Source organism: Solibaculum intestinale, from assembly GCF_040096205.1.
GTDB classification, from domain to species: domain Bacteria; phylum Bacillota; class Clostridia; order Oscillospirales; family Acutalibacteraceae; genus Solibaculum_A; species Solibaculum_A intestinale.
This window is the reverse complement of record NZ_JBBMFD010000009.1, coordinates 80,763-103,893: the sequence shown is the minus strand read 5'-3', so window position 1 is coordinate 103,893 and position 23,131 is coordinate 80,763. Positions and strand designations below refer to the sequence as shown.

At 49.5% G+C, this 23,131-nt stretch carries 17 protein-coding genes; 10 read left to right on the top strand and 7 right to left on the bottom strand.

From position 1 onward, the window contains the following. The 10 genes from WMO26_RS07135 to WMO26_RS07095 all read left to right on the top strand — a co-directional run. Positions 1-747 (top strand): RHS repeat-associated core domain-containing protein (locus WMO26_RS07135; RefSeq protein WP_349219258.1); only part of this gene is annotated, 747 nt, incomplete at its 5' end. A 227-nt stretch (positions 748-974) separates the two neighbouring features. Beyond that, positions 975-1,874 (top strand): hypothetical protein, encoded by a 900-nt coding sequence (locus tag WMO26_RS07130; RefSeq protein WP_349219256.1) that lies wholly within the window; start codon positions 975-977, stop codon positions 1,872-1,874. Positions 1,875-1,897: 23 nt separating this feature from the next. Continuing rightward, positions 1,898-2,644 carry an RHS repeat-associated core domain-containing protein gene (locus WMO26_RS07125; RefSeq protein ID WP_349219254.1) on the top strand — a complete coding sequence of 249 codons (747 nt, stop codon included), beginning with the start codon at positions 1,898-1,900 and terminating at the stop codon, positions 2,642-2,644. Positions 2,645-3,081: 437 nt separating this feature from the next. Further along, the gene (locus WMO26_RS07120; protein ID WP_349219252.1) at positions 3,082-3,444 is read left to right on the top strand and encodes a DUF5071 domain-containing protein; all 363 of its coding nucleotides are present in this window, start codon (positions 3,082-3,084) and stop codon (positions 3,442-3,444) included. A 77-nt stretch (positions 3,445-3,521) separates the two neighbouring features. Continuing rightward, positions 3,522-4,805, top strand: a complete 1,284-nt coding sequence (locus tag WMO26_RS07115; RefSeq protein WP_349219251.1) for an RHS repeat-associated core domain-containing protein — start codon at positions 3,522-3,524, stop codon at positions 4,803-4,805. A 9-nt stretch (positions 4,806-4,814) separates the two neighbouring features. Beyond that, positions 4,815-5,141 carry a hypothetical protein gene (locus WMO26_RS07110; RefSeq protein ID WP_349219250.1) on the top strand — a complete coding sequence of 109 codons (327 nt, stop codon included), beginning with the start codon at positions 4,815-4,817 and terminating at the stop codon, positions 5,139-5,141. Positions 5,142-5,640: 499 nt separating this feature from the next. Continuing rightward, positions 5,641-5,841, top strand: coding sequence for an RHS repeat domain-containing protein (locus tag WMO26_RS13595; RefSeq protein ID WP_353963366.1), 201 nt, complete (start codon positions 5,641-5,643; stop codon positions 5,839-5,841). Next, the gene (locus WMO26_RS07105) at positions 5,762-6,004 is read left to right on the top strand and encodes an RHS repeat-associated core domain-containing protein (RefSeq protein ID WP_349219248.1); all 243 of its coding nucleotides are present in this window, start codon (positions 5,762-5,764) and stop codon (positions 6,002-6,004) included. Before WMO26_RS13595 ends, WMO26_RS07105 begins: the two co-directional genes overlap by 80 nt. A gap of 47 nt (positions 6,005-6,051) precedes the next feature. Continuing rightward, positions 6,052-6,504 carry a hypothetical protein gene (locus WMO26_RS07100; protein WP_349219246.1) on the top strand — a complete coding sequence of 151 codons (453 nt, stop codon included), beginning with the start codon at positions 6,052-6,054 and terminating at the stop codon, positions 6,502-6,504. Positions 6,505-6,523: 19 nt separating this feature from the next. Then, positions 6,524-6,886 (top strand): hypothetical protein, encoded by a 363-nt coding sequence (locus WMO26_RS07095; RefSeq protein ID WP_349219245.1) that lies wholly within the window; start codon positions 6,524-6,526, stop codon positions 6,884-6,886. A gap of 74 nt (positions 6,887-6,960) precedes the next feature. Here the strand turns inward: WMO26_RS07095 and WMO26_RS07090 are convergent, their stop codons facing one another. From WMO26_RS07090 to WMO26_RS07060, 7 genes are all read right to left on the bottom strand, one after another. After that, positions 6,961-7,488 (bottom strand): cyclophilin-like fold protein, encoded by a 528-nt coding sequence (locus tag WMO26_RS07090; protein ID WP_349219243.1) that lies wholly within the window; start codon positions 7,486-7,488, stop codon positions 6,961-6,963. An 18-nt stretch (positions 7,489-7,506) separates the two neighbouring features. Next, positions 7,507-8,238 carry a flavodoxin gene (locus tag WMO26_RS07085; RefSeq protein ID WP_349219242.1) on the bottom strand — a complete coding sequence of 244 codons (732 nt, stop codon included), beginning with the start codon at positions 8,236-8,238 and terminating at the stop codon, positions 7,507-7,509. A 468-nt stretch (positions 8,239-8,706) separates the two neighbouring features. Beyond that, positions 8,707-12,288, bottom strand: a complete 3,582-nt coding sequence (locus tag WMO26_RS07080) for a rhamnogalacturonan lyase family protein (protein WP_349219241.1) — start codon at positions 12,286-12,288, stop codon at positions 8,707-8,709. 787 nt (positions 12,289-13,075) lie between these two features. Continuing rightward, complete coding sequence (locus tag WMO26_RS07075; protein ID WP_349219240.1) at positions 13,076-14,818, bottom strand: ABC transporter ATP-binding protein; 1,743 nt, start codon at positions 14,816-14,818, stop codon at positions 13,076-13,078. A gap of 4 nt (positions 14,819-14,822) precedes the next feature. After that, complete coding sequence (locus tag WMO26_RS07070; protein WP_349219238.1) at positions 14,823-16,592, bottom strand: ABC transporter ATP-binding protein; 1,770 nt, start codon at positions 16,590-16,592, stop codon at positions 14,823-14,825. 55 nt (positions 16,593-16,647) lie between these two features. After that, a complete protein-coding gene (locus tag WMO26_RS07065; protein ID WP_349219236.1) occupies positions 16,648-17,271 on the bottom strand; it encodes a TetR/AcrR family transcriptional regulator in 624 nt (207 codons plus the stop codon). A 682-nt stretch (positions 17,272-17,953) separates the two neighbouring features. Continuing rightward, complete coding sequence (locus WMO26_RS07060; RefSeq protein ID WP_349219234.1) at positions 17,954-22,834, bottom strand: phosphodiester glycosidase family protein; 4,881 nt, start codon at positions 22,832-22,834, stop codon at positions 17,954-17,956. Positions 22,835-23,131 lie beyond the last annotated feature (297 nt).

The window sequence follows — 23,131 nt, the reverse complement described above, 5'->3', positions numbered from 1 at the left end:
GATGAGGAGTCCGGCCTTTACTACCTCAACTCCAGGTACTACGATCCCGAAACTTGCCGGTTTATCAATGCGGATGGATATATCAGTACAGGAAAAGGTCTACATTGCTACAACATGTTTGCTTATTGCTCAAATAACCCTATCATGCTCTGCGATCCAACAGGAAATTGGCCGACATGGGGAGAATTTTTTACTGGTTTGGCAGTTGCAGCTGTAATTGTAGCAGGTGCAGCAGCAATTGTCGCAACGGCTGGTCTTGCAGCTCCTGCACTTATAACTACGGCCGGTATTACAATCAGTTCAGCTGCTGTAACCGCCACAGCAGCCGATATTGCTGTCTCTGCATTAGCTGTATCTGCAGCTGCTACCGTAGTTGCTAGAGAGACTTCTTCTATAAAAGCGAAAAGCGAGCCAAAAGACATTGTTATTGCAAAGCCCAAACAATCGGAAAAGAAAACGTATCATATACATCATATTGTAGCACAAAAACATGCAAGGCATAATAATGCGAGATTCATGTTAGAGAGAGCAGGTATAGATGTAAATGATCCGGATAATTTGGTTGCAATAGAAGCTTCTTACCATCAACACCTTCACACTTATGCATATCTTGACTACGTTACAATAGTTATTAGACGCGCCTATATTAGTGTTCCAATAAATTACGCAGAACAACCGATTCGTGAAGCCTTAAAATTTTTAAAAAACCAAATACGCTCCATGGCTGCTATGAATAAATATTTTTAAATTTTCCTAGAACGCAGAATGCAATACTGCATAAGCCTTTGCTTAGAACTTTTGGCTCATGTAACTAGGAACATCTGAAAAATTTATAACGGGCGATAAGGAACCGCATCTGTGATTTCTTCATTGGTAGCTGATAATTCAGAATGCGGTTCTTTTCGCCTGTCTAAAAGCAACGATCGTTTTCGTGTCACATTGCGTAATTACAGCAAATGGATGGTGAAATCAACATGCAAATGAAAAAAATCTATGAATTCGGGATGGCATACAGTATGTCTCACAATGAAGATTTCTTTTGTTCTTTAGGGGAATCTGTTGAAATTTACTCTCGGCAGTCCGGAAAGCTCGAACATAGATTCAGCGACTTGAACTATCCAAACCATAGTAAATTTTTAACCCAAAATCAGTTGATTGTAAAAAGCTGTTCCGGTTATTATCAGCTTTACGATTTAAATACCTGGGAAAAAACGAAAAGAATATCGATTCCAAATTGTAAGGAAGCTCAAGATGACCCGTTCCTTATCACTCCGGACGAAAAATTTCTTATCGGTTCTATTTTCTCTTTCCCCCCAAAAAAATTAGCCGCATACGATTTTTCTGCACAAAAATGGATTGATTTAAATTTTATAGATATCCGTATAAGCGGGCGGGGAATTTTATTTTATGATTCATTCCTGAAGAAAATTATATTTGTATATTCCGATGAATCAAAAATAAAAGAAATGGTTGCACTTATTCCTTATCCGTTTACGGGGGAATACCAATTTTGCACCTTTTATTGTTCACACGGAATCCTATCGTGTGACTATTGTCAACAAAAGCTTGCAATAAACGACTTTTTTTCTCTTACGATTATAGATGTCCTAACCGGCGATACCATTTACTCGATTCCCAAACCGAGCCTTACTTCTGGTGCAGTTTCTTGGTCTCCAACCGGTCGATTTTTAGCGTTTATTGAAAGCAGTCATACAATTGAACTATACCGAACAAGCAACTGGAATTGCATAAGTAAGTTTGAAGAGCCTGGGGTGCAGTCTATTCAGTTTGTCGATGATGATTATCATATCCTCGTTTCTAAACAGCGTAAAAGCTATTATGCCGAGATTATCGGAAATGACGGCATCTTCTGACTATCATTCCAAAATATAAATGATTGGTTTCTTTGGTTCAAAACTGCTACCGTAGTTACTACTATGATGAGGAATCCGGCCTCTACTACCTCAACTCCAGGTATTACGATTCTGAAACTTGCCGATTCATCAATGCGGATGGGTATGTTTCTACAGGACAAGGGCTTATGGCCACAAATATGTTCTCCTATTGTGGTAATAACCCTGTTATGAACATTGACGAAAGCGGTTTATTCTTCGACCAAATTGGTAAATTCTTTAGCGATATAGGTAATATAATGTCAAAAACTTTCGCAAAAATTTTTAATATAGGTCGGAAGTCTGTGGAAATAAATTATGGAGGAGGATATGGAGTTGGTGTAAAGACTAATGTATTCGGTGTTGCAAAAGTAGAAGCAACTGGAATTGCATATGGTCAATATTATAATCTTAGCGACGAGGGATGGAAATCCGTAGGACGTTCTTCCATATCGGGTTCAGTAGGAATTACTGACAATGTTCAATTATCAGCAGGTGCCTCCTATGAAGCGCCTTACGAGGAAGTTCAAAAAAAGGGACTTATGTTTGCTGAAAATGGTAATTCCTCTTATTGGGCCGAAGTTGATTTCTTTGGAATGTCGTACGGTGCAGTTAAAAATGAAGATAATTCAGACGCTATTTTTACTTTGGGAGCAGGAATATATGCAATTGTTGGCGTAGAAGGGGATATTACTGTAAATATCAGTGAAATCATACGAGAATGGGATAATCCGAAAAATGAGGAGTGGTAGTATGAAAACATATATCAAAAAATATTGGCTTGTAGCATTATCCATTATTTCCTTTATTCTATTTAATCTTATATCAGCCATATCTGGAATTTCTTTAAATGGAACTATAATTGGTATTATCTGTGTTGATTTTTTGCTAATCCCACTTTTTATTTTCGCCTGGCTCCAAACGAGTAAGCTAAAGAAAAAATATCTATTGATTTATATTTTTATAAGATTTTTCATTGTCGTTTTTATCTTATCATTAGTGATCGCCACAATTTCAATGCTTTTAAATCCGGAATCACTATAGCCTTTCTCCAAATAAAAATGTACAGTTATGATCCTGACCAAAAGAGGAGCAGAAGTTTTTGTATCTGCTCCTCGTTCTATACCGGAACAAATCCATACACATATACGATTACCTTGAAAGCAATTTGTTGGGATGGTGATAAATTATGAAAAATATAATAGAACAATTGAGTTGGAATGAACCATATGATGTTCAACGACAGGCTATTCAAACCATACTTTCCAATGATACATTTGACTTTACGCTTTTGTTCCAGCCAAGTAAAAGAAAGGACTGTTGGGAAAACTGCGCTAATATTTTAGTCCTTTTAGACGACGACAAGTTAGAAAATTTGTTGCCGGGACTGTTCGAGTGGCTGAAAGATCTAAATTGGCCTGGTGCGAAAACAATTTTAGGAAGGCTTAAAGAGATGCCGGCTGAAAAAAGGAATTTTCACTTAATACAAGCCAGGAATAAAGCCATTCAGGAAAATGATCAAGAATGGTTGGAAAATTTACAGGAATTTTAGGATTCGATTTATTTTGTATGTCAGCAAGTCCTACAAAAGTCTCAAGCAATTAAAAACGGAGCAGATGTTTTTAGCATTTGCTTCGTTTTTATATTAATGTAAACGATGGCGTCTGCTTTGAGGATGCGGTCTACGGGTACACAGATGCCAACTGGAAGGACAAGCTGACCAGTTACAATGGCCAGACCATCACCTACGACGAGATCGGCAACCCTCTCACCTATCGGGACGGCATAGCCTTCACCTGGCAGCATGGGCGGGAGCTGGCCACCTTCTCGAAGGCCGGGACAAATGCAACCTACCACTACAACGACTCGGGGATCCGGGTGAAGAAGGTGGTAAACGGGGTTGAGACGGAATACTATTTGAATGGCTCGACGATCCTGACCCAGATCACCGGGGACGACCGCTTGGATTTCCTGTATGACGACACGGAAAGCCTGCTGGGATTCCTTTATGATGGGGAAAGCTACTACTATGTGAAGAACCTGCAAGGGGACATCATCGGAATCCTGGACAGCAACGGCAGCCAAGTAGTAGAATATGCATATGACGCATGGGGCAAGGCGGAGCTTGTCTCCGGGACGATGTCCTCAACTCTGGGCCATCTCAACCCCTTCCGCTATCGGGGCTATTACTACGATGAGGAGTCCGGCCTTTACTATCTCAACTCCAGGTACTACGATCCCGAAACTTGCCGGTTTATCAATGCGGATGGGCTTATATATGCAAAAGAAGCGTTACCTACAAATCTATACAAGTACTGCGATAATAATCCTATAAATAATATTGATTTAGATGGGTATTGGACTTTTGGCTTCAACGCTAATATTAATGCACTATTTGGAATAGGTATTTCATATTCGATTGGTGTATATTGGGACGGCTACGGCAATCTGGTTGTCCAAACTTCCAACAGCGATTTTACAGACGATAGCGGAGGATTTGGATTATTTTCTATTGGCGCTGGCATAGCAACTCAAGCTACGGTAGTAGATACCGTTTATGACTTGGAAGGAACCGGACTTTCCATAGGGGGTTCAATTGGTGCTCCCGCATATCTTGGTGTTGATGTTCTATTTTTGGGGGATAATGCAAATATTGGGAGTAATCCGAATGCATATCCACAAGGTTTAGAATGTAATGTAGGTATTGGCGCCGGAATTGATGGCCATGCATTTAGAACACAAACTCATACAATATCAGGGCATTTGCGATCTCTAGTAGACCAAGTAGATGCTGAAATTGGTTTGACACCACAAGAAAATCAGATTTTATTAAATGCAGTTAAGACACACCCTAACTATACATATGCTGATGTAAAAAGAGCAGCAAATTACTACTTTCCATTAAAGATATGAGGTGAAACTATGAATACATTAAAAAAAAGAAACTTTTTTAAAACATGGATTTTATCATTGTTATGGATAGTAGGTGCAATTATTTTTATAATCATTCTTACTGTATTAATAAATTGTTCTATTATTCATTTAAACACTGCTTATTTGACCTTGATTGTTGGCCTTGGTTTTGGAGGAACTGGACTCCAACTAGCAATTGGGTATACAAAAATTAATGATTGGAGTTTTCCTTTGAATTTTGGAATACCAATAAAACCGGTGTATTGTGCTGGAATATTAATAACTTTTTTAATTAGTATTTTTTCTATAAGTCATTCAATTGTACATTTGCTGTAATAAATAAAAGATGGGAAAATTTTATGAAGGTTATGCGTTATCATTATATGGCCCTGATTTGGTTTGCAGTTTGGTTTGTCATAATTGTTTGTGTTGCCTTGCTTACACAACGGGATGGAAAAATATATCCTCCCCTCATAACAGGGCTTGCAATGGTAGATTCCGGAGGTATGACCGTGATCTATATCCGAGGTTTCTGGAGAATTACGGATTGGGGAAAAGATAAAGCAAGAGGACAATTAATCTATTTCCTTCTTATGTTGTCATTGGGCCTCTTCACCATATTGTATGGTTACAGCATTATTAAATATCTCATTGAACATGCTTAATGCCAAGGAACCAGCAAGGCTCGCCGTTTGGCAGGCCTTAGTCATGTAATGTCTATTACCACTTGGTGATAATCTTTACACATGCCCGCTTCTTCCTGGACAGCGACGGCAACCAAGTAGTAGAATATGCATATGAAGCATGGGGCAAGGTGGAGCTTGTCTCCGGGACGATGTCCTCTACTCTCGGCCATCTCAACCCCTTCCGTTATCGTTGTTACTACTATGACGAGGAGTCCGGGCTTTATTATTTAAATGGCAGATACTATGATCCCGAAATAGGCCGTATGGTCAATGCAGATAGTATTATCCTTTGCAAATTCAACAACAAATCTCTTCTCTTATTGCAGAAACAATCCCGTCAAATATATTGATCCATCGGGCCGAATGGTCGTTACGATTGGTACTGGTGTATCCGCCTATTGTGGGGCCGGTGGACAGGCATCCGGTTTTTACGCCTTTGATGGAGAAGGCAACTATGCCCATTTTGGATCTGCGGGCTTTTTAGGAGGCACTCTTTCTGCAGTGCAACATTAAATGTAGGAATTATATGGGGAGCGGATACCGTTTATGAACTAGAAGGTATGGGAATTAATGCCGGAGTAAACGGCTCTTATCGTTTCTTAACCGGAGGTGTCGATGTGTTGTGGGTAACAGATAATTATACTCCCGTTGGAGTTCAGATTGCAATTGGAGTTACAACTCCTGCTGGTTCCCCAGCCAACTTTCAAACAGGATTTAGTAATTCTGAAATGGTTATGGGAGCAAACATGTTTGAAAACTTTGATATACTATTCAATAGAAAAGATGAAATGCATCTAGTTTGGAATAGTACTCATTATTATATCTCTCACGGCTTTGTAATGAAAGGCTGTCAAAGCATATATTATAGTACAGTACTATCTGACGGAAGGTTTGTTGTTACCGACTGGTCACGAGATGTAATGTTCGGTCAGGAATATTACGTGTGGGTAAACGGCAAATATCAATACAATAAAGATTTATTCTTCTCCGTAATGACTCTTTTTGAAGGATAAAGAAAGAAGGGAATAGTATATGAAAAACGTAATTAAGGTTGGCCGAATTCTTTGCTCTCTTCTTGCTATTGTCATGTTCATATATGGCATGATAAGTTTTATGATAACTTCAATACAGTCGGTCCGTGACTATAAAAATGAAATATCGCAAGGAAGAGTAACAAGCAGCGGCATCATTGTTTATGATGCAGAAAGAATGAAAGCTCCTGCGGGCCCTGATGCTTCAAAGTATTGTGCAATTGGAATAGGAGGTATGATTCTATTGATACTGGTAAATTTGGATAAATTGATTCATTCTGGAATGGAACAATACTCCTATTTCAAAGAAGAAAGACAAAACCGCATTGCTGAAAAAGTGCATAAGGAAGATAAATGGAAGTGAAAGCCGTACATAAAACAGATACGGTAATATTTTATTTTCTTCGTTTTCTTCCTCCTTATGGTCTCTTTTTCAGATTATTCTACTGCATCAATGGTGATAGTGCCAGACATTTGGCCGATTCGTTCTTCTCCGGAGATAACTTGTCCCAATTCAAAGAGAGAGGAATTCTCATTGTAGTCGCCATAAAACATCACCACATCTCCCCAGGCAGCGTAATAGGCCAATGTCCCGGCTCCACCTTCCGCTAGGGGACAAGCGCTGATGTCCAGTTCCTCAGGCGGGTAAAAAATTTTCTCGTTGGTGCTGTAATCTTCTACTTCGACGGTAAGGGGCAGCTGCTCATAAAGGGAAACGGCTGCCGTACCGTCGTTGAGCTCATAGACGATCGTTCCTTCTCCAAACTGTACCGAAATCCGTCGCACTGTATTTTCCGGTTCTTCTGAAAGCGCAGGCTCTTCTTCCATGGCCGAAGCCGGATTGGCCGGTTCAGCAACGGAAGAATCTGGTGCTGAAGGTACCGACGATCCACAGCTTTCCGTTCCACAAGCGGAAAATCCCATTGCCAACAGGAACAATGCCGAAAGGCAACATAATTTTCTCATCTTTCCATCCTCCCATCATCAATATCCAAGTTCCGCCATCCAGCTTTGGATCTCTCCCTGTGAGGAGGAGGCATCCTCCTCGTAACAGTCGAAGATGTTATCCGAAATCGTGGCACCGGGCGCGGCCTGCGTAATAAGCTCTACACTGTTTGCCAAGCCACCGGTGCCGTGGGAGCAGAACAGATACACCTGCTTGCCGGAGAGATCATTTTGTTCCAGGAAAGTGAGCAAGGCCATGGGAACGCCATACCACCAGTTTGGATAACCGAGGAACACCGTGTCGTACTGATCCAGACGTTCTACCTCTCTTGTAAGCTCTGGACGGGCGTTATCGCCCCGTTCTTGGTTGGCCCGTGCTAAGCATTCGTCCCAATCACTGGGATAGGGATCCGTTACCTGGATGGAAAACAGATCGCCGCCGGTTTCCTCCTGCACCCAGCCCGCCAGCTGCTGCACATTTCCGGGCGGAATTACACTGGGAGAAGAAATTGCATCCACGTCGTCTGCTAATACGGCGTTGTCTGCCCAGGAGAAGTAGGCCACCAGGACATTGCTGCCGGGTTCTTCTTGGCCGATGCTCGTATGGCTTTCCTCTCCTCCTGCTTCCGTAGAACTTGCATTCGACGTTACCGGCCGGGATACGGTCTCGGACAGCTCAAAAGAGGTTGCCCCTGGATCATCCTTGTTATTGCAAGCGGCAAGAGAAAAAACCAAAGTAAATGCGAATAAAAGAGAACCGATTTTTTTCATTTGTACTGCCTCCTGTCTGACACCGCAGAGAAGCACGGGAAAACTGCGGTCTCAAATTTTATAGGGAAGGTACTCCCCATACAGCTTTATTTTTATTATAAGATGGGTTTATTTGAAGGTCTAATACCTATATTTCATCTTTTTATATGTGTTTTTTGCATGGATAAAAGCAAATGGCTCCAAGCAGATAAAGCTTGGAGCTGTTTTTCACAAGATTACCAGTTCTCTTCTTAGGAGGGCAGGAAACCATCAAAAAGCCCCCTCGGATTTTTACTTACACCGCCCGTTTGCTTTCCAGCCTTTCCTCCCCTACGATTCACATACAGATTCCTTCCTGCTCTTGCATTGCGTTGCCGATGCAGTCCCTATCCTAAGACATCCGCTTCATCGAAAAAACCAAACGCCCCGCACATGATGTACGGGGCGTTATCGTTCCTTTTACAAGGAATATCCGATTGTCACTTACTCTTATTTGGTAAGAGTGAAGGAAACGCTCAGATCAGAATCGATCCACTGGCCGTCAGCACCCTGGTACTTGAGATCCAGAGTACGCTTGCCGGTAGAACCCATCGAGATGGACAGCGTCCAGGTGCGGACTCCGTCATCATCCACATAGGAAGTGGTGGAGCACAGGCCAGCGCCGTTCTCGTTGAAGAACGCAACCTTGGTCACGTCATCATTGGTCTTGATCTCGAAGGTAATCGGTTCGTTAACCTTCATGGAACCGGAAACGATCTTAGCGGAGATCGCCTGCGGATCGTTGCCCTGAGAGGGAGCAAGAGGCTCTCTGCTGACGGTGAAGGCGATGGTCGTACCGGTGGAACCCAGCTGATAATCTTCGCCAGCCGTCAGGACCGTCATGACACGGTCGCCCGGAGTGCCAAGAGCGAAGGTAATGGTGAAGGTCTTGGTGCCGTCGCCATTGTCAACGCCGTCGTAAGAACCAGCAACCGCCAAGGGATCGCCGGACTCGTTGGCCAGGCCAACTCTCGTTACGGAATCATCCGTATTGACGGTAACCGTGATGGTCTCGTTGACATCGTAAACAGCCTTATCAGTAGAAGCCGTCACGTCGTTGAGCGGGTTGGTCGGGACATAGATATCGGTTCTCTGTGCCGGCAATTCCGCCTCGTCGCCGAGGTAGAAGCTGGCAAATCCACACTGGTTGTAGGAAATGTTCTGGTTGGCAACACCATTGCGGTACATCGGATCGTGCATCAGAGTACGGATACCATACTCAGTCGGGGCCAAAGTGGTCACGATGGCCAGCTGATCGCCAGCAGAATTGGTGTAGATCAGCTCTTCACGCCAGTCACCATAGAAATCCGCCTTCAAGGTCGGAGTGCTCTTGGAACCAGTAGAGCGCAGGCCGGTCTGCAGGTAATTGGATACTGCAAAGGTCTCATCGTCGATGTCATGGATATTCGCACCGTTGACCGCCATATGGGTCAAGCCGCTGCCAAACCAGACGGCGTTCTCACCCTGGCCAATGCCGCGGGCGGTATTGGTGGTGGTCAGCACTTCGCCGGTCACCATGCTTCTGACGTTCTTCGTAGCGCTGGAGTCGCCAGCCTGGGCGCCCGGCCACTTGTTGGAGAAGTTACCTGCCACAGAACCTTCGTCGTCGTTGCCGGTGAAGGAGCCGTAGAGGATGGCGTTCTCATAAACCAGTTCGCCGTCTTCGCCAATGCGCAGGCCCTTCTGCGGATCGAAGGTGTTCGGTCCAGGCAGCCAGCCGAGCTGCTTACCAGTGTTCTTGTCGTCCCAGATGTACTCTTCGATACCGGTGAACTGCATGATCTTGTTGGTCTTGTCGACCGGGAGCAAGGCGCTGCGGTCACCGTGGTTGAGCGGAGCCCATCTGTTGAGAGGATTGTTGCGGGTTTCGTCGCTGATGATTTCATAGCCAGCTTCCATCAGTTTGCCGTCCATGGCTTCCACGGTCATGAAGACGTCGCCGTTGATGACGTAAGGCAGGAGCAAGCCTTTCTCTTCGTCCAGCTTCAGCTTCATAGCCTTCAGCACGAACTCATCCTTGCCGTCGCCGTCAAGGTCGGCGCACTCAGCAAAGTGGTTGCCGCGGCTGTAGTAGAGCTCCTTGTCATCGCCGAGGACGCGGCAAGCCGGATCTTCGGTGTCAAAGTATGCCTTCTCAACGAGCTCGCCATCGACAATGTAGTAAGCGGAAGCAGTGGTTCTCTGATAGTAACCACGCTGAATGACAGCATAGTAGTTCTCGCCGTCGAGGGAACCAGTAGCACCCGCCCAGCGGTTCGGACGGTTACCCTGTGCATCGCCCCAGACAGAATGTTTCCACGGATTCTCCAGCCAGTACTGTTCTTTTTCAGCCATGATCTGGGTCTTATAGCTGTCAAGGGTATCGGTGCCAGGAGCCGGCTGCGTGATGTAGCAGAAGTTGCCGCGCTGGGTCATGGGATCCATCGCCCAGTCTTCCCCGTCAACGCTGCCCGCCGTGTAAGCAAAACGATACTCGTCGCTGTCAACGATAATACCTTCGCCGGATTCTGCATCCCACTCGAAAGCGGTGACATATTCCTTACCATCCTTCATCTCGCCCATGCGGCCGACATGATAGGATTTAATCCAGGCCTTCTGAGCCGGATCGTTCGGGCCGTCGTTACCGCCGCCAGCTGTGGGGCTGCGGTAGCAGATGTCGAAGCTATTGAGAACGCCCCAGTAGGTGTCCAGCGCTTCGTCGTTGCCCTCTGCAAAATACTGCTTGAATGCATCGGTGGTGGACTTCAGGCCGTCCTCGCCGCCGACTACAGTTTCAAGGGTGTTCGGATAAATAACATCCTGCGCTTCCTCGCTCCAGTTACCGATACGGGTACCGGGGTTGGTCTTCAGGATCAGTTCGCTCTTGCCATCGCCATCGAAATCCTGCACAAACAGGTTGGTTTCATGGTCGTTGGAAGCTGCAACGTTGTAACCCATGTCTACGCGGAACAGCAGGGTGCCGTCGAGCTTGTACACATCGATGTACTCGGTGCCCGCAGTCAGGTTCTTCGGGCTGTAGATCGGGTCGGAATACATCGGGTCTTGGCTGTTGGTACGCCATTTCACCACGATTTCATACTGGCCGTCGCCATCGAAATCACCCACGGACATATCCTGGGTCGTGAACTTGCCGCTCATGGTGGTCATGATGGAGCCGTCCTCGTTATGGGCATAGGGGAGGCTGGTGCCGCAGTCAAGCTCTTCCACGTACTGGATGAACTTGGCTTCCAGCTCATAATACAGCGCATCGCTGATGATGCCGTTGTTGAGCACGTTCCTCGGCTGCCAGTCTTCGCCATTGTACTCGTTGAGCTTGGCAATCCAGCCGTTCAAATCTTCCTGGGTGACTGCCGTCTTGTTGTCATGGGGCTCGCGGAACGCACGAAGCAGATCCATGTCAACACGGTACCAGCTCTCCTGATTGTCTTCCGAAATCGCCCAGGTCTTTGCATCGTTTCCACCAATGGTGCTGCCAGGGCCGACGATCTTGCCGCGGTACTCGAAGTTGACCAGCGGGATGGGATCGGGAGCGGGCTTCATCTGGATATACTGCACAGCGCCTCTGTTTTCCTGGCCGGATCTTCCCTCCAGGGAGGACAGCATCGGCACGCACAGGCCCTCTTTGCGGCCTTCTACGCCGTCGATAACCGGGGCAACTTCATACACGGAGCTGATGGTGCCGTCGGGATCGGTGTAGTTGGTCGGAGTGGTGTTCTCTTTGACGACGCCGGGGTTGGTGTCATAATCGCTCTCCGGCTGAACGTCATGGGGATTGATGGTGGCGATCAGCGCACCGTCACGGTAAACATTCCAAGAGATGCCGTCGGGCTCGTTGCCCAGGAAACGCCAACTCAGGAAGATGCCGTCAGCCGTCTCAGCTGCCACCAGGCCGCGATCCAAATACTCCATCGAGCGCAGCCCGTCCGAGCTCAGATCGGTTGACGCCGCATTGGTAGTCATCATCAAACCAGCCGAAGTCAGCATCGACATGGTCAGGACCAATGACCCAACGCGTTTTACGTGTTTGTTCATTCGTCTCCCTCCTAGAATTGTAGGTTTTTCATCCAGCGGATCCGCTTCCAAAATTACGCAGGGAAAACAAGAAACCGCATTGGATACAACAAAAAAGTCTCTCCCGGTCAATTGTCTTTTAAGCCGCCTGTATTTTGTCCCAATATGGATCAATGAACCGCTCATATGGATCAATTAACCGACAGCCCTATTATAATCTTGTCTTCTCATGAAGTTAAGCAAAATATATAATATTTTTGTTATTAAACATTGCTTTTTGAACACTATTCTACTCAAAATGTGAAATCACGCGAAAAAGTAACGTCGTCAGGCCACAAAACCAGCGATAATCTCAGCCTTTTTTATGCATTATCGTGATCTTCCGTCACCAATTGTGCCCAATTACTCGTTTTTTTGCTTCCACTTTTTGCCGTGCTTTTTTATAAATTGCGGTTATTGAGCCTCTGCGATTTGAATAACTTTTATGAAAGATATCGAAAAATTGTTTAGATAGTAGAATGCGCCAAAAATGATGGATAAAAATGGGGTTTTATGACGGTTATATGGTTAACATGTATCTTTCGTGCGTCTAATCGGTTAGATAGGTCCATATTTCCTCTATGACAGACGCTTTTTGTAGATCTAGGCCCGTGCTTTCATTTACCCACGGCTGCTGGTCGCTCGCCCCATTTTTGTCAACAGGCAAAGCAACAAAGGAAGCCATTGGGGGTCATTCCCAATGGCTTCGCAGAATCTGCGGTTTTGGCTTGCGTAAAAAGTAGGAGGCAAAGGGGATCGCCGGTAAAAATTAGATACCGCTTTTGATCGCCCAGCCCTGGCTTTCCGACTGCAGCGCGACCATACGCGAATAAATCCCGTCTGTCCTGAGCAGTTCTGCAGGGGGGCCTTCTTCCGCAACCCGTCCGTCCGCCAGCACCACGATCTTATCCGCGCCTGCCACTGTGCGCATGCGGTGGGCGATGACCAGTACCGTTTTCTTTTGGATTAGCCGGGAAAGGGCGGACTGGATCAGCGTCTCGTTTTCCACGTCCAGGGAGGCTGTGGCCTCGTCGAGAAGAATGATCGGCGCATCCTTTAAAAAAGCGCGGGCAATGGAAATGCGCTGGCGTTCCCCGCCGGACAGTTCGCAACCGTTCTCCCCGATGCGGCTGTTCCATTTGTCGGGCAGCTTCTGCGCAAACTCCTCACAATTGGCCAGGCGTGCCGCCGCCAAAACCTCTTCGTCCGACGCGTCCTTGCGCCCGATGCGGATGTTTTCCAGGATGGTATTGTCAAACAGGGTTACGTCCTGGAACACGATGGAATACAGCGAAAGAAGGGTTTCCGGGTCGATCTGGGAAATGTCCATCCCGCCTACAGTGATGGTTCCTTTGTTTACGTCCCAGAAGCGGGAGGCCAGGCGGGAGACTGTGGTCTTTCCACCGCCGGAGGGGCCTACCAGCGCCGTTACCTGCCCTTGTTTCGCGGTAAAGCTCACATCTTCAAGCACGGTTTCTTCCTGATTGTAGGAAAAACCCACGTGGTCGAAGACGATGTCGTACCCTTGGTTGGAAAGGGTGGTTTTGCCGGTTTGTACCGGATGGTCAAGAATTTCATTCATGCGAGCGATGTTCGTACGGGTGCTGATCACCGCCGCCAGGTTCTGCAACGCCCCCTGCAGCGGATCGTAAAACCGCGACACCACCAGCAGGAACAAAAAGAAGGTCAGCACGTCCAGCGACCCGTCTATGAGCAGCATCGAGCCTACCAGCGCTACCGTGGCAATGCCCAGCTTTAAAATGAGGGAAGCGGAAACGACGAATGCAGCCGTGCCGAACTCGCTGATCACCGCCCGGTGTTCCACCGCCTTGATTTTTCGGTCCAGCCCCTCCAGATATGCCTCTTCCGCGTTGCACGACTTAAGATCCCGTACGGTTTCGATGCACTCCTGAATCCCATCGGCACAGGCCATCTTTGCATCCATGGACTTGCGGTTGAGCATTTCCTGTACCTTTGCCGACAGCCAGACAATCGCAAAGGAGACCGGCAATACCCAAAGAGCTGCCAGGGCCATGCGCCAGTCAAAGAAAAGTATACCGATGGCAACCAGCACGGTGGATGCGACCGCGCCGAACAGCTCGGGGATAAAGTGAGAGAAGCTTTGCTCTAAAAAGGTGCAGTCAGCCATAATGGTACTGGTCAGATCCGCCAGATCCTTTTTCCCAAAGAAGGACAACGGGATCCTGCGCAACTGTTCGGCCAGGGAAATGCGCCGCACGCCGCTTTCTTTATAGGTGGCGAAATACGTGGCGTTGTACTGGAACCATGTAGTCAGCAGGATGATCCCCACACAGATAACACAGCCTACTATATAAAATACCGTTCTCTGCGCCGAAATCCCGCCGGCCATCAGGTCGCTGACCAAAAAGTACAGCAGCCCGACTGGGAACATGAAGGAAATGTTTTGCAGCGCGCAGGCGATGCATCCTTTAATCAGGTCCTTTGCGCCCTGTTCGGATAGTGCGTATTTCTTCTGTAGCTTTTCAATCATTGCCTCAGCCCTCCTTTGCTACTTTCCATTCGACGGAAGTCTGATAATCCTTCCACATCTTGCGAAACAGGCCGCCGGCCTCCATCAGTTCCCTGCAAGTGCCCGACTCGGTGATTTCCCCTTCTTTGAGGACGAAAATCCGATCCGCCCCCACCACGGTGGAAAGGCGGTGGGCAATCATAATGACCGTTTTTCCCTTCGACAGCTCTGTAAAGGCCCTCTGCACCCGGCTTTCATTGTCCGGATCGGCAAACGCCGTGGCCTCGTCTAAGATGACGATGGGGGAATCCTTAAGCATCACCCGCGCAATGGCAATGCGCTGCTGTTCCCCGCCGGAAAGGTATACCCCCTTTGTCCCGATTACCGTATTCACCCCATTGGGCAACTTTTCCACGATGTCCATACACTGAGCTGCTTTCAGCGCCCGCATCACCTCGTCCCGACCCGCATCCGGCTTGGCCAGGCGCACATTTTCCAGAATGGACGCCTTAATCAGCTTGCTGTCTTGGAATACGTAGGACACCGTATCCATCAGCTGCGTTTTGGAGATGTCCCGGATATCCACACCGCCGATGCGTACCCGGCCCTCCTGGGGGTCGAAAAAGCGGGCAATCAAATTGGCAAGGGTGGTTTTGCCTCCCCCGGAGGGGCCTACGAAGGCGACGGTCTGTCCGGGACGGATAGAGAGGGAAACGTGTTTGAGGGCGTCGGTTTTCCCGTCGTAGCTAAAGCGCACGTCCTCCAGGGTAACTGAGCTGTCCTTAGGGGATTGGGGAACGGCGGCTTGGGACAAGGGCGTAAGGGTAAGCACGCTGTCGATCCGTTCCAGCGCGTCGTTGACAATCATGGCGTTCTCGCTTTGGAACATGATTTTAGTCAGGGTCAGCGAGATAACGGGAGTAATAATAATGTAAAAAAGAAGGTTGAGCAAAAATTCGTTGGTCACCCCGTCACGGGTGAAAAGCAACCCGGCCGCAATCAGGAACACGAACACGCCGTTGATGGCCGCTGTGTAAAACAGCATCGGCGTCCGCAGCTGCTTGGTGTAGGCGATGACCCACACCCCATACCGGTCGATGGCGTCCTTGAACTTTTTAAAGGAAAACACCGTCTGCCCAAAGGTCTTGACCACCGGGATACCGCGGACGTATTCCACCGCTTCGTTGGACATGTCATCCAGGGCATCTTGGTATTCCTTCATCTTTTGCTGCATTTTCGAGCCGGTCATACTCATCATAATCAAAAAGCCCAGCGCCACCGGAATCAGGCTGAGCAGCCCCAACCGCCAGTCAAATGCAAGCAACAGCACCAAGAGGCCGCAAGGTGTTGCGATTGCGCCCGCTTTATCGGGCAGCTGGTGGGCCAGGTAGGTTTCCGTAGCCGCGCTGGACTCGTTGACAATTTTGCGCAGCTTGCCGCTGCCGAACTCCTGCACAAATCCTAGCGGCAGCTTGACAATGTGGCGCATGGCCTCGCAGCGGATGTTGGTGGCCACCCGGAACGCCGCCACGTGGGAGCACATTAGCCCTGCAATGTAAACCAGCACCGCTACCACAGCAAACAGAACCGCCATCCAGCCGTTGACGGCTAAGTTTTGCGCCTTGTCAAAGTCCGGCATCACCTGCAGCACCTCTTGGATCATTCTCCAGATGTACCAAAATGGCACCAGCGCAATGAGCGCGCTCAGCGCGGAAAGCACCCATGAGGCATAGGTAAAATAGCGATGCCCTCCCGCGTACTGCATCAGCCGCGAGAGATTGGATTGTTTTTTCATGCAAATCCCTCCTTATGGTTAGTTTAAGCTAACTATACGGCAAAAAAGCAGGGCTTTACAGCCCCATGATTTTTTGCCAGCCTGCCGTGTAAAATTCCCGGAGTTCCTTCACATAACCCAAAGCCTGCTCCTTTGGCATATCGTGAACCACCATCTCAAAAAAACCGGAAAAAAGCCCGCTGACTAGAATGTGCTCCAACTGCGGGTCGATGGCTTTTACCGGATGCCCCAGCCCTTTGAGGACCGACAAGAACCGGTGCGTCGCATCCACTTCAATTTTTACCAGATCGTGGATGAACCACTCGTACCGCGTCCCCTCCGCACAGCAAAGAAGCAACTTAAACGCATCGAAATGCTCGTAAATGTAGTCCACCATCCAGTCCATACAGTCCCCAGAAATTTCGCCCATGTGAGCAGGCTGCTCCTTGGGTGGAAGCGTGGCAAACGCATCCTGCGCTTGATTGAACCGTTCCATTAGGGCCTGGTATGGCTCGCAAACCAACGCGTCAAACAGCTCCTCCTTGCTTTTGTAATACCCATAAAAGGCGCCGGTCGTAACGCCTGCTTCCTTAACTATGTTTCGCAGGGACGCGTCACGAAACCCTTTGGCAAGGAATTCTTTTTTCCCAGCTTCTAAAATATGCGCACGGGTAGTCGGGGTAGGCTCGGGAAGGAACAAACACTCACCCCCTATATAACAGTGTTATGTGTTGCGGTTTTAGTATAATAGATCCTTTCCCTCTTGTCAAGGCGGAAATGCGGTTCCACCGTCATAGGCGCTTCGCCTTGCTTGTAGCGACATGAACGATTAATACACCTGAAAAAATAAAAGTAAAACCAGATAACCGGGAATCCAATTAGCGCCCACAAAAGGTGGTAGCGTTTTTCCTTCTTCTGATAAAGCAGGAGGCCGCATATAGAAAAAGCTGAGATAGCACAAAGCCGCGCACGCCGCCTCATTCCTCCACAATGCGATACAGCGTAAATTTCGAGTCGGTCAGCTGGCTGGTAAGCGATTCTTTGCCGGAGGTAACGGAGAAAAGAAAGCCTGCCACTAGGACCAGCAATCCTGTACATAACCATTTATTATCCCCTCCTTGATCCCAAAGGGATCGTCTCCGATTTTGCATTGCCATACCAGCTGCCGAATGGCCCACGAAGGATTGACGTCCACCCCTATATTTTATCACCGGGCAGCTTCCACTGTCTACATTTGAAAAAAGAGCCGGCGCTGGCCGCTTGAATCGCGGTTTCGAACAATATGGAAAAGGGCGTCCCTATTCCCTGCTATGACAAAGTAGAAAAACGAGGGTACCACATTGAAACGGTACCCTCGTCCAACTTCTTAAAATAGGGGAAGTTTAGATTTCGCTGTTGCGTTTTCTCCGCACAGCCAAGCCTGTCACAGCTAAGGCAGCTAACAGGAGAAGGGCTACTGTGGCTACCGGCATTGCAGAGACACCGGTGGAAGGATTCTCATCCGAAGGAGTGGTGTCCTCAGTCCCACCGGGCACATCCGGATCGGTGGCGGAAGGCTCGTCCGGATCGGGCGTAGCGGGTTCATCCGGGTCCGGAGTAGAAGGCGTTTCTTCCTCTACCTCCTGGATGGTAAGGCCAGCCATGGCGGTCAGGCCATTGTATTCGGCGGCAACCACTTCGGCACCTGCCTGGAGGAAGGTCAAAGTGCCGTCCTCATTCACACGGACCAACCCGTTGGTCACGGTGAAGGTGACATCCTGATTATCCAGCGTGCGCTGCACCCCGTAGGGATTGGTGGCACAGACAACCGGCTGTACCGTATCGCCTACCTTACCGGTGGGGATGGAGAGCTCGATGGAGACCACGTCTGCATCGGAACGGCCGATCTGTACGGTCGTCTCAGCGCTCCGGCCCTGATAGGTAACCTGGACGGTTTCTTCACCCGCCTGCAGAAGATGGATTTTGCCGTCTTGTGTCATCTCGGCCAGGCCGTTTTCAAACTGGAATTGTACGCTCTGGTTGTCCAGCGCAAAGGATACGCCATAGGGATCGGTGGCTGTTACCGTGGGAAGCACGGTCTGGTCGGCTTTCAGATCCTCCGGCAAGGTAATCTGCAGGCTTGCCACATCCGCAAGAGAGGGATCCAACACGTTCAGCTGCATCATTGCGGTTTCACCGCCGCAGACAGCCGTAATGGTAGCGGTGCCCTGGCCGGTGACGGTTACTTCGCCCTTTTCATCCACGGTAGCCACCGCGGGATCCGAAGAACTCCACTGGATGTTTACCAGTTCATGGCTGTTGAGCTGCGTGATGTAATTAGAAGGATATTCCCGGAAATCACCGTAAAGATTGAGCTGGAGTGTCGCGCCTTCAAAGGTGTTGAGGGTATCGCCGATCAGGGCGTCGTGCTGCAGATAGACGCGGGTCAGCAGGGGATTGTAGGTATATTCGGCGGAGCCGTCAGTTACCTGATAAATACCGCTGCCCAGCAGGTTGCCCTCTTCCGCAGTGACATAGCCTTTGCCGGCGGCGTTGCCGGTGATGATGTAGTCCACATCGCCTACATTCCAATTGTGCAGCGTGTGCAGGTGTCCAAACAGCACGTCCACATTTACGTCGGGGTTTTCCGCTTTGTACGCGGTGAGGATGCTCTCAAAGCGTTCGGCTTCAGAAGCACTCATGTTGTGTTCGGTGGCAAAGTCGTCCCGGGTTACCACATGGTTGAGCACCACCACGTTAGGAAGGGTGTTGGCCTGCAACAGCTGCTCAAGGTAATGATACTGGGTGGAATCGGTGTACTGGACGCTCTGGCCATAAGCGGAGTTGAGGAAGACAAACAGGGTGTTGCCGTATTCCAGGTGATAAGTGGGGGAACCAAAGGTCTGATAGAACAGCTCCAGGTTGCCGTTGACGCCTTCATGGTTGCCCGCCATGACAAAGTAGGGCTTGCCGGTGGCTTCGATGTAGTTCTTGCCGTCGGTGTATTCCTGCTGGGAAGCGCCGTCTACAATGTCGCCCATCTGGATGACAAAGTCGCTTTCCTCTTCGCCGGCACGGCTATAGATCCGGTCGGAATAGGTGTTGCCCTGGGTGTCGGGGATGATGGAAACCTTAAAGTTCTCCGGATCCTCCGGCTGGGCAATCGGATCGATGGTGATGGTGTCGGTATAGGTGGCCATGGCATTGCCGTCTACATCCTTGCCGTCGATGGTCAGCACGTAGCTGCCCTTTTGGAGCTTTTCAGCGGGCAGGGCATAGCCGTCACCGGTTTCCTCGTCATAGTACACCGGCGCTTCCTGGCCGTTTAGCGTCACACGGATGCTTTGGGGATCCACGCCGCTCTTAGCGTCCTCCATACAGAAGCTGATCCGCGGCTGAGGGATGCGGACTGTTACGCTGCCGATGGGGGTCACGTCGTGCACGGTGGGACCCTCGGTATCCGGGGTCAGGTCCACAGTGTAGGTATTGTCGATATAGGGCACGGATTCATTGCCCTGATTGTCCTTGGCTTTGACGATCACTCGGTAGGATTGGCCATCTTCCAGCCCGCTTAGGCCAAAGCTGAGCTTTCCGGTTTGAGCGTCATAGGTATAATCGGTTTTCGCTATGCCGTTGACGGTTACGGTGATGGAGGAAGCATCCACACCGGAACCGCTGTCGCTAATCCAGGTGGAGAACTCCATGGAATCTTGATAGTAGCCGCCGCCTTCGGGCGTGGTCTCGTTGAACACCGGGCCGGAAAGGTCGTTGGCCTCATCGGTGTAGATAAACTTCAAATCGTCGAACAAGAGGGTGGTGGTATAGTCCTGATCGGGAGTCAGGGCGCGGTTGGTGTTGGAGAACCAGAAATAGTTGAAGACCAGAGTCATAGGCCAATCCTGTGGGATCTCCGCCTCTACGTATTTCCAACCGATCCAGTCGATGGAGCCCACCAGGTTCAAGCTCTTGTCGGTGCCGGTGCCCGGGCCGGTGCAAGCGGATTTGAACACAGCGGTGAGCATGACATTGATGTTGTCACTGACACCGTCGTTGTTTTCATCGCCGCTGTAAATCCACATCCCGAACTTTTTCGGCATGGCTTTGGCGGTGTAGCGTTCTTCCATTTGCGCGCGCAGCTCCTCGTTCCACACGCCGGTGCCCGCATAATCACTGGTGTCGTCCCACAGAGGGATGAAGTTTGCCGTCCCATTGGTGGTGCGCTTCTGGTTGGCGGCATCCCAGGCCCACATGGAGGTATCGTAGGTGACCCGGAAGCTGTTCTCGCCGTTTTTCACGCGGCTGCCTTCCATCTCGGCGGTTTCAAACCCGAGCATGTCGCTCTTGCCACCGTACTGGGTCTGGCGGCCGTAAAGATAACTGCTCATGTAGTATCCTTCGATGGGGGAATCCTCAAAGTCGTCGATAATCTGTTCCTTGAGGCCGATGATGATATGGACGCTGTAGGTCTGCCCTAGGAAGGTTGCGGTGAGGTCCGCTTCCCCTTCCGAAGCGGTGACGGTGAGCACGCCGTCTTCCAGCGTACCAATGGCATCCCCGGTCAAAGCCCACTGGGCGGCGGAAGAATCAATGTAAATTTCCTTGTTGGCGCTGTCATACGCCTTAAGGCGAAACGCGCGGGTATCGCCCTGCTGCAGGGTGACCGTCCCGGTGGCGTCCAAGCCCACCGAGCCAAAGGTATCCACCACCTGGATGGTAGCCGTCCCCACTACGCCGTCCACGGTTGCGGTCACCGTATCGGTGGTGCAGGACGCCGGTGCGGTATAATGGCCGTTTTGGTCGATGGTTCCCTTTTCCGCGCCCCAAACAATTGTCTTCCCTTCCGAGGAAAGGCTGCTGCCGCTGGTGTCCGCTAGGCGCACAGAGAAATCGTAGGAAGAGCCGGGATACAGCTTGATGTTGTTCTCATCCACCACCACGTTGCCCACAGTGGAGCTCTTCGGTGCGGTGCTGACAAACAAAAGGGAGTTGGAAACCGAGCGGGAATTGCCGTCGCTGGGATAGCTGACGGTAACCAGCTCGTCACTGCCGGCACGGCGTGCCAGCATCTCAGTGGAGCCGCCGCCGTCCATATTCAGCACGTCTACGCAGCCCAGCTGGTTCATCATATAGTTGGTGATATCCTTAAAGCTGGTGCCGTCGCTCTCGGAGAAGTTGGTGCCCGGCTTTGCGACGCACAGCACATGCATGGTTCCGTCCGCCGTCATGCCGATGACGGTGCGGGAATTGTTATCGGTGCCGCTGTTGTTGACCATGTCCTCATTGACAACGCCGTCCTTGGCCAACAGATGGAAACCGTTGACCGCCGTGTAAACCTCGTTGCACAGGGTGCCGCGGTCGGTATACACGCCGTCTGCCTCCGCATAAGTGCCGGTGTAAAGGTTGCAGCTGTAGGTGACGGCCTCGCCCACTGCAAGTCCAGCAACCTCCTGCGCTTTCGTACCGTATCCGGCGTACACAATGCAGTCGGAAGGAATGGCAAAGCCGGACTCGGTATAGGTCTGCACCACTTCGCCGGTATACTGGGTACCAGCGTGAATGTAGCCGTCAAAATCGTTTAAGCGGATCAGCGCGTATGCCTGCTGGTCGGATACCCCGCCGGCACCGTAGCTCATCACATGGTCGCGGGTGAGATAATAGGTGAACACCCGGGTATCGTTGCCGGTGCAGTACTGGTTGCGGTTGATGTACTGGACCTCAGCTTTGTAGTCCTCGCCCACCTGGATATCGGCCACGCTGCGCAGAGGATCGATGTTCGCTTTGCCGGATTCATCCACAAAAAACACCGGCGTAGTGGTAGTGTGGCTGGAATTGGGCTGGCTAACCAGGATGTTCCCGTTTTGCACCTGGATGCCGCTGTTGATTCCCCAGTCCATGTCATAGGAATCGGCATTGATGGCGGCTACCACGTGGTTCCCCTTAAGGATCTCACGCTGGGCCTGGCCGCCTACCGTCTCCATTGCGTTGACGGTATCCTGTGCCTTGGCGGAGATGATCTGCAGATTTTCCGTCCCCGGCGTCACCGTCAGATGGTTGACGCGCAGGCGGTGACCTTCCTGCCCGAGATAGTTGACAATGTCCTCTTCGGAATAATGCACGCCGTTGATCAGGTTTTCATCCGCGAGGATATTGGTGACCTGTCCGGACGGTTCCGCCGCGGCAACGCCTATTGCTCCCGCTGACGACATCAGTGCCGTAGAGAGGAGAGCAACCGCCATAAAGGCGGTTAGAACGCGCCGCAGACGATTCTGCTTTGTCTTTCGCATAGGTATCTGTTCCACTCCTTTCATTTGTGAACCGTTACAATTTGCTGTAAGGTTCACTGGAACAAGTGTAACAGGGGACAGGCATTTCTTTGATCAAGGTCATGTAAGGGTTTGCTATTGTTCTTGTAAAATCTCACTACCGCTTTTTATACCTATTTATATAGTGCCCTTCTTTACCATCCTTTCTTCCAAGCCGGAGGGTTACTGCAAAGCCCCCGTTTGACCGTCAAAAGGGCGACTGTTTCCACTTGCAAAACAATACAGCACCGCCCCAGAAAAGCATCTGTACGTTTTCTG

What these genes read in the sequence shown, in the direction of transcription:
- WMO26_RS07130 (WP_349219256.1), top strand. Translation starts at nt 975, where the DNA reads ATGCAAATGAAAAAAATCTATGAATTCGGGATGGCATACAGTATGTCT.
- WMO26_RS07070 (WP_349219238.1), bottom strand. Translation starts at nt 16,592, where the DNA reads ATGAAAAAACAATCCAATCTCTCGCGGCTGATGCAGTACGCGGGAGGG.
- WMO26_RS07120 (WP_349219252.1), top strand. Translation starts at nt 3,082, where the DNA reads ATGAAAAATATAATAGAACAATTGAGTTGGAATGAACCATATGATGTT.
- WMO26_RS07095 (WP_349219245.1), top strand. Translation starts at nt 6,524, where the DNA reads ATGAAAAACGTAATTAAGGTTGGCCGAATTCTTTGCTCTCTTCTTGCT.
- WMO26_RS07105 (WP_349219248.1), top strand. Translation starts at nt 5,762, where the DNA reads ATGCAGATAGTATTATCCTTTGCAAATTCAACAACAAATCTCTTCTCT.
- WMO26_RS07085 (WP_349219242.1), bottom strand. Translation starts at nt 8,238, where the DNA reads ATGAAAAAAATCGGTTCTCTTTTATTCGCATTTACTTTGGTTTTTTCT.
- WMO26_RS13595 (WP_353963366.1), top strand. Translation starts at nt 5,641, where the DNA reads ATGTCCTCTACTCTCGGCCATCTCAACCCCTTCCGTTATCGTTGTTAC.
- WMO26_RS07075 (WP_349219240.1), bottom strand. Translation starts at nt 14,818, where the DNA reads ATGATTGAAAAGCTACAGAAGAAATACGCACTATCCGAACAGGGCGCA.
- WMO26_RS07080 (WP_349219241.1), bottom strand. Translation starts at nt 12,288, where the DNA reads ATGAACAAACACGTAAAACGCGTTGGGTCATTGGTCCTGACCATGTCG.
- WMO26_RS07110 (WP_349219250.1), top strand. Translation starts at nt 4,815, where the DNA reads ATGAATACATTAAAAAAAAGAAACTTTTTTAAAACATGGATTTTATCA.
- WMO26_RS07100 (WP_349219246.1), top strand. Translation starts at nt 6,052, where the DNA reads ATGGGAATTAATGCCGGAGTAAACGGCTCTTATCGTTTCTTAACCGGA.
- WMO26_RS07060 (WP_349219234.1), bottom strand. Translation starts at nt 22,834, where the DNA reads ATGCGAAAGACAAAGCAGAATCGTCTGCGGCGCGTTCTAACCGCCTTT.
- WMO26_RS07090 (WP_349219243.1), bottom strand. Translation starts at nt 7,488, where the DNA reads ATGAGAAAATTATGTTGCCTTTCGGCATTGTTCCTGTTGGCAATGGGA.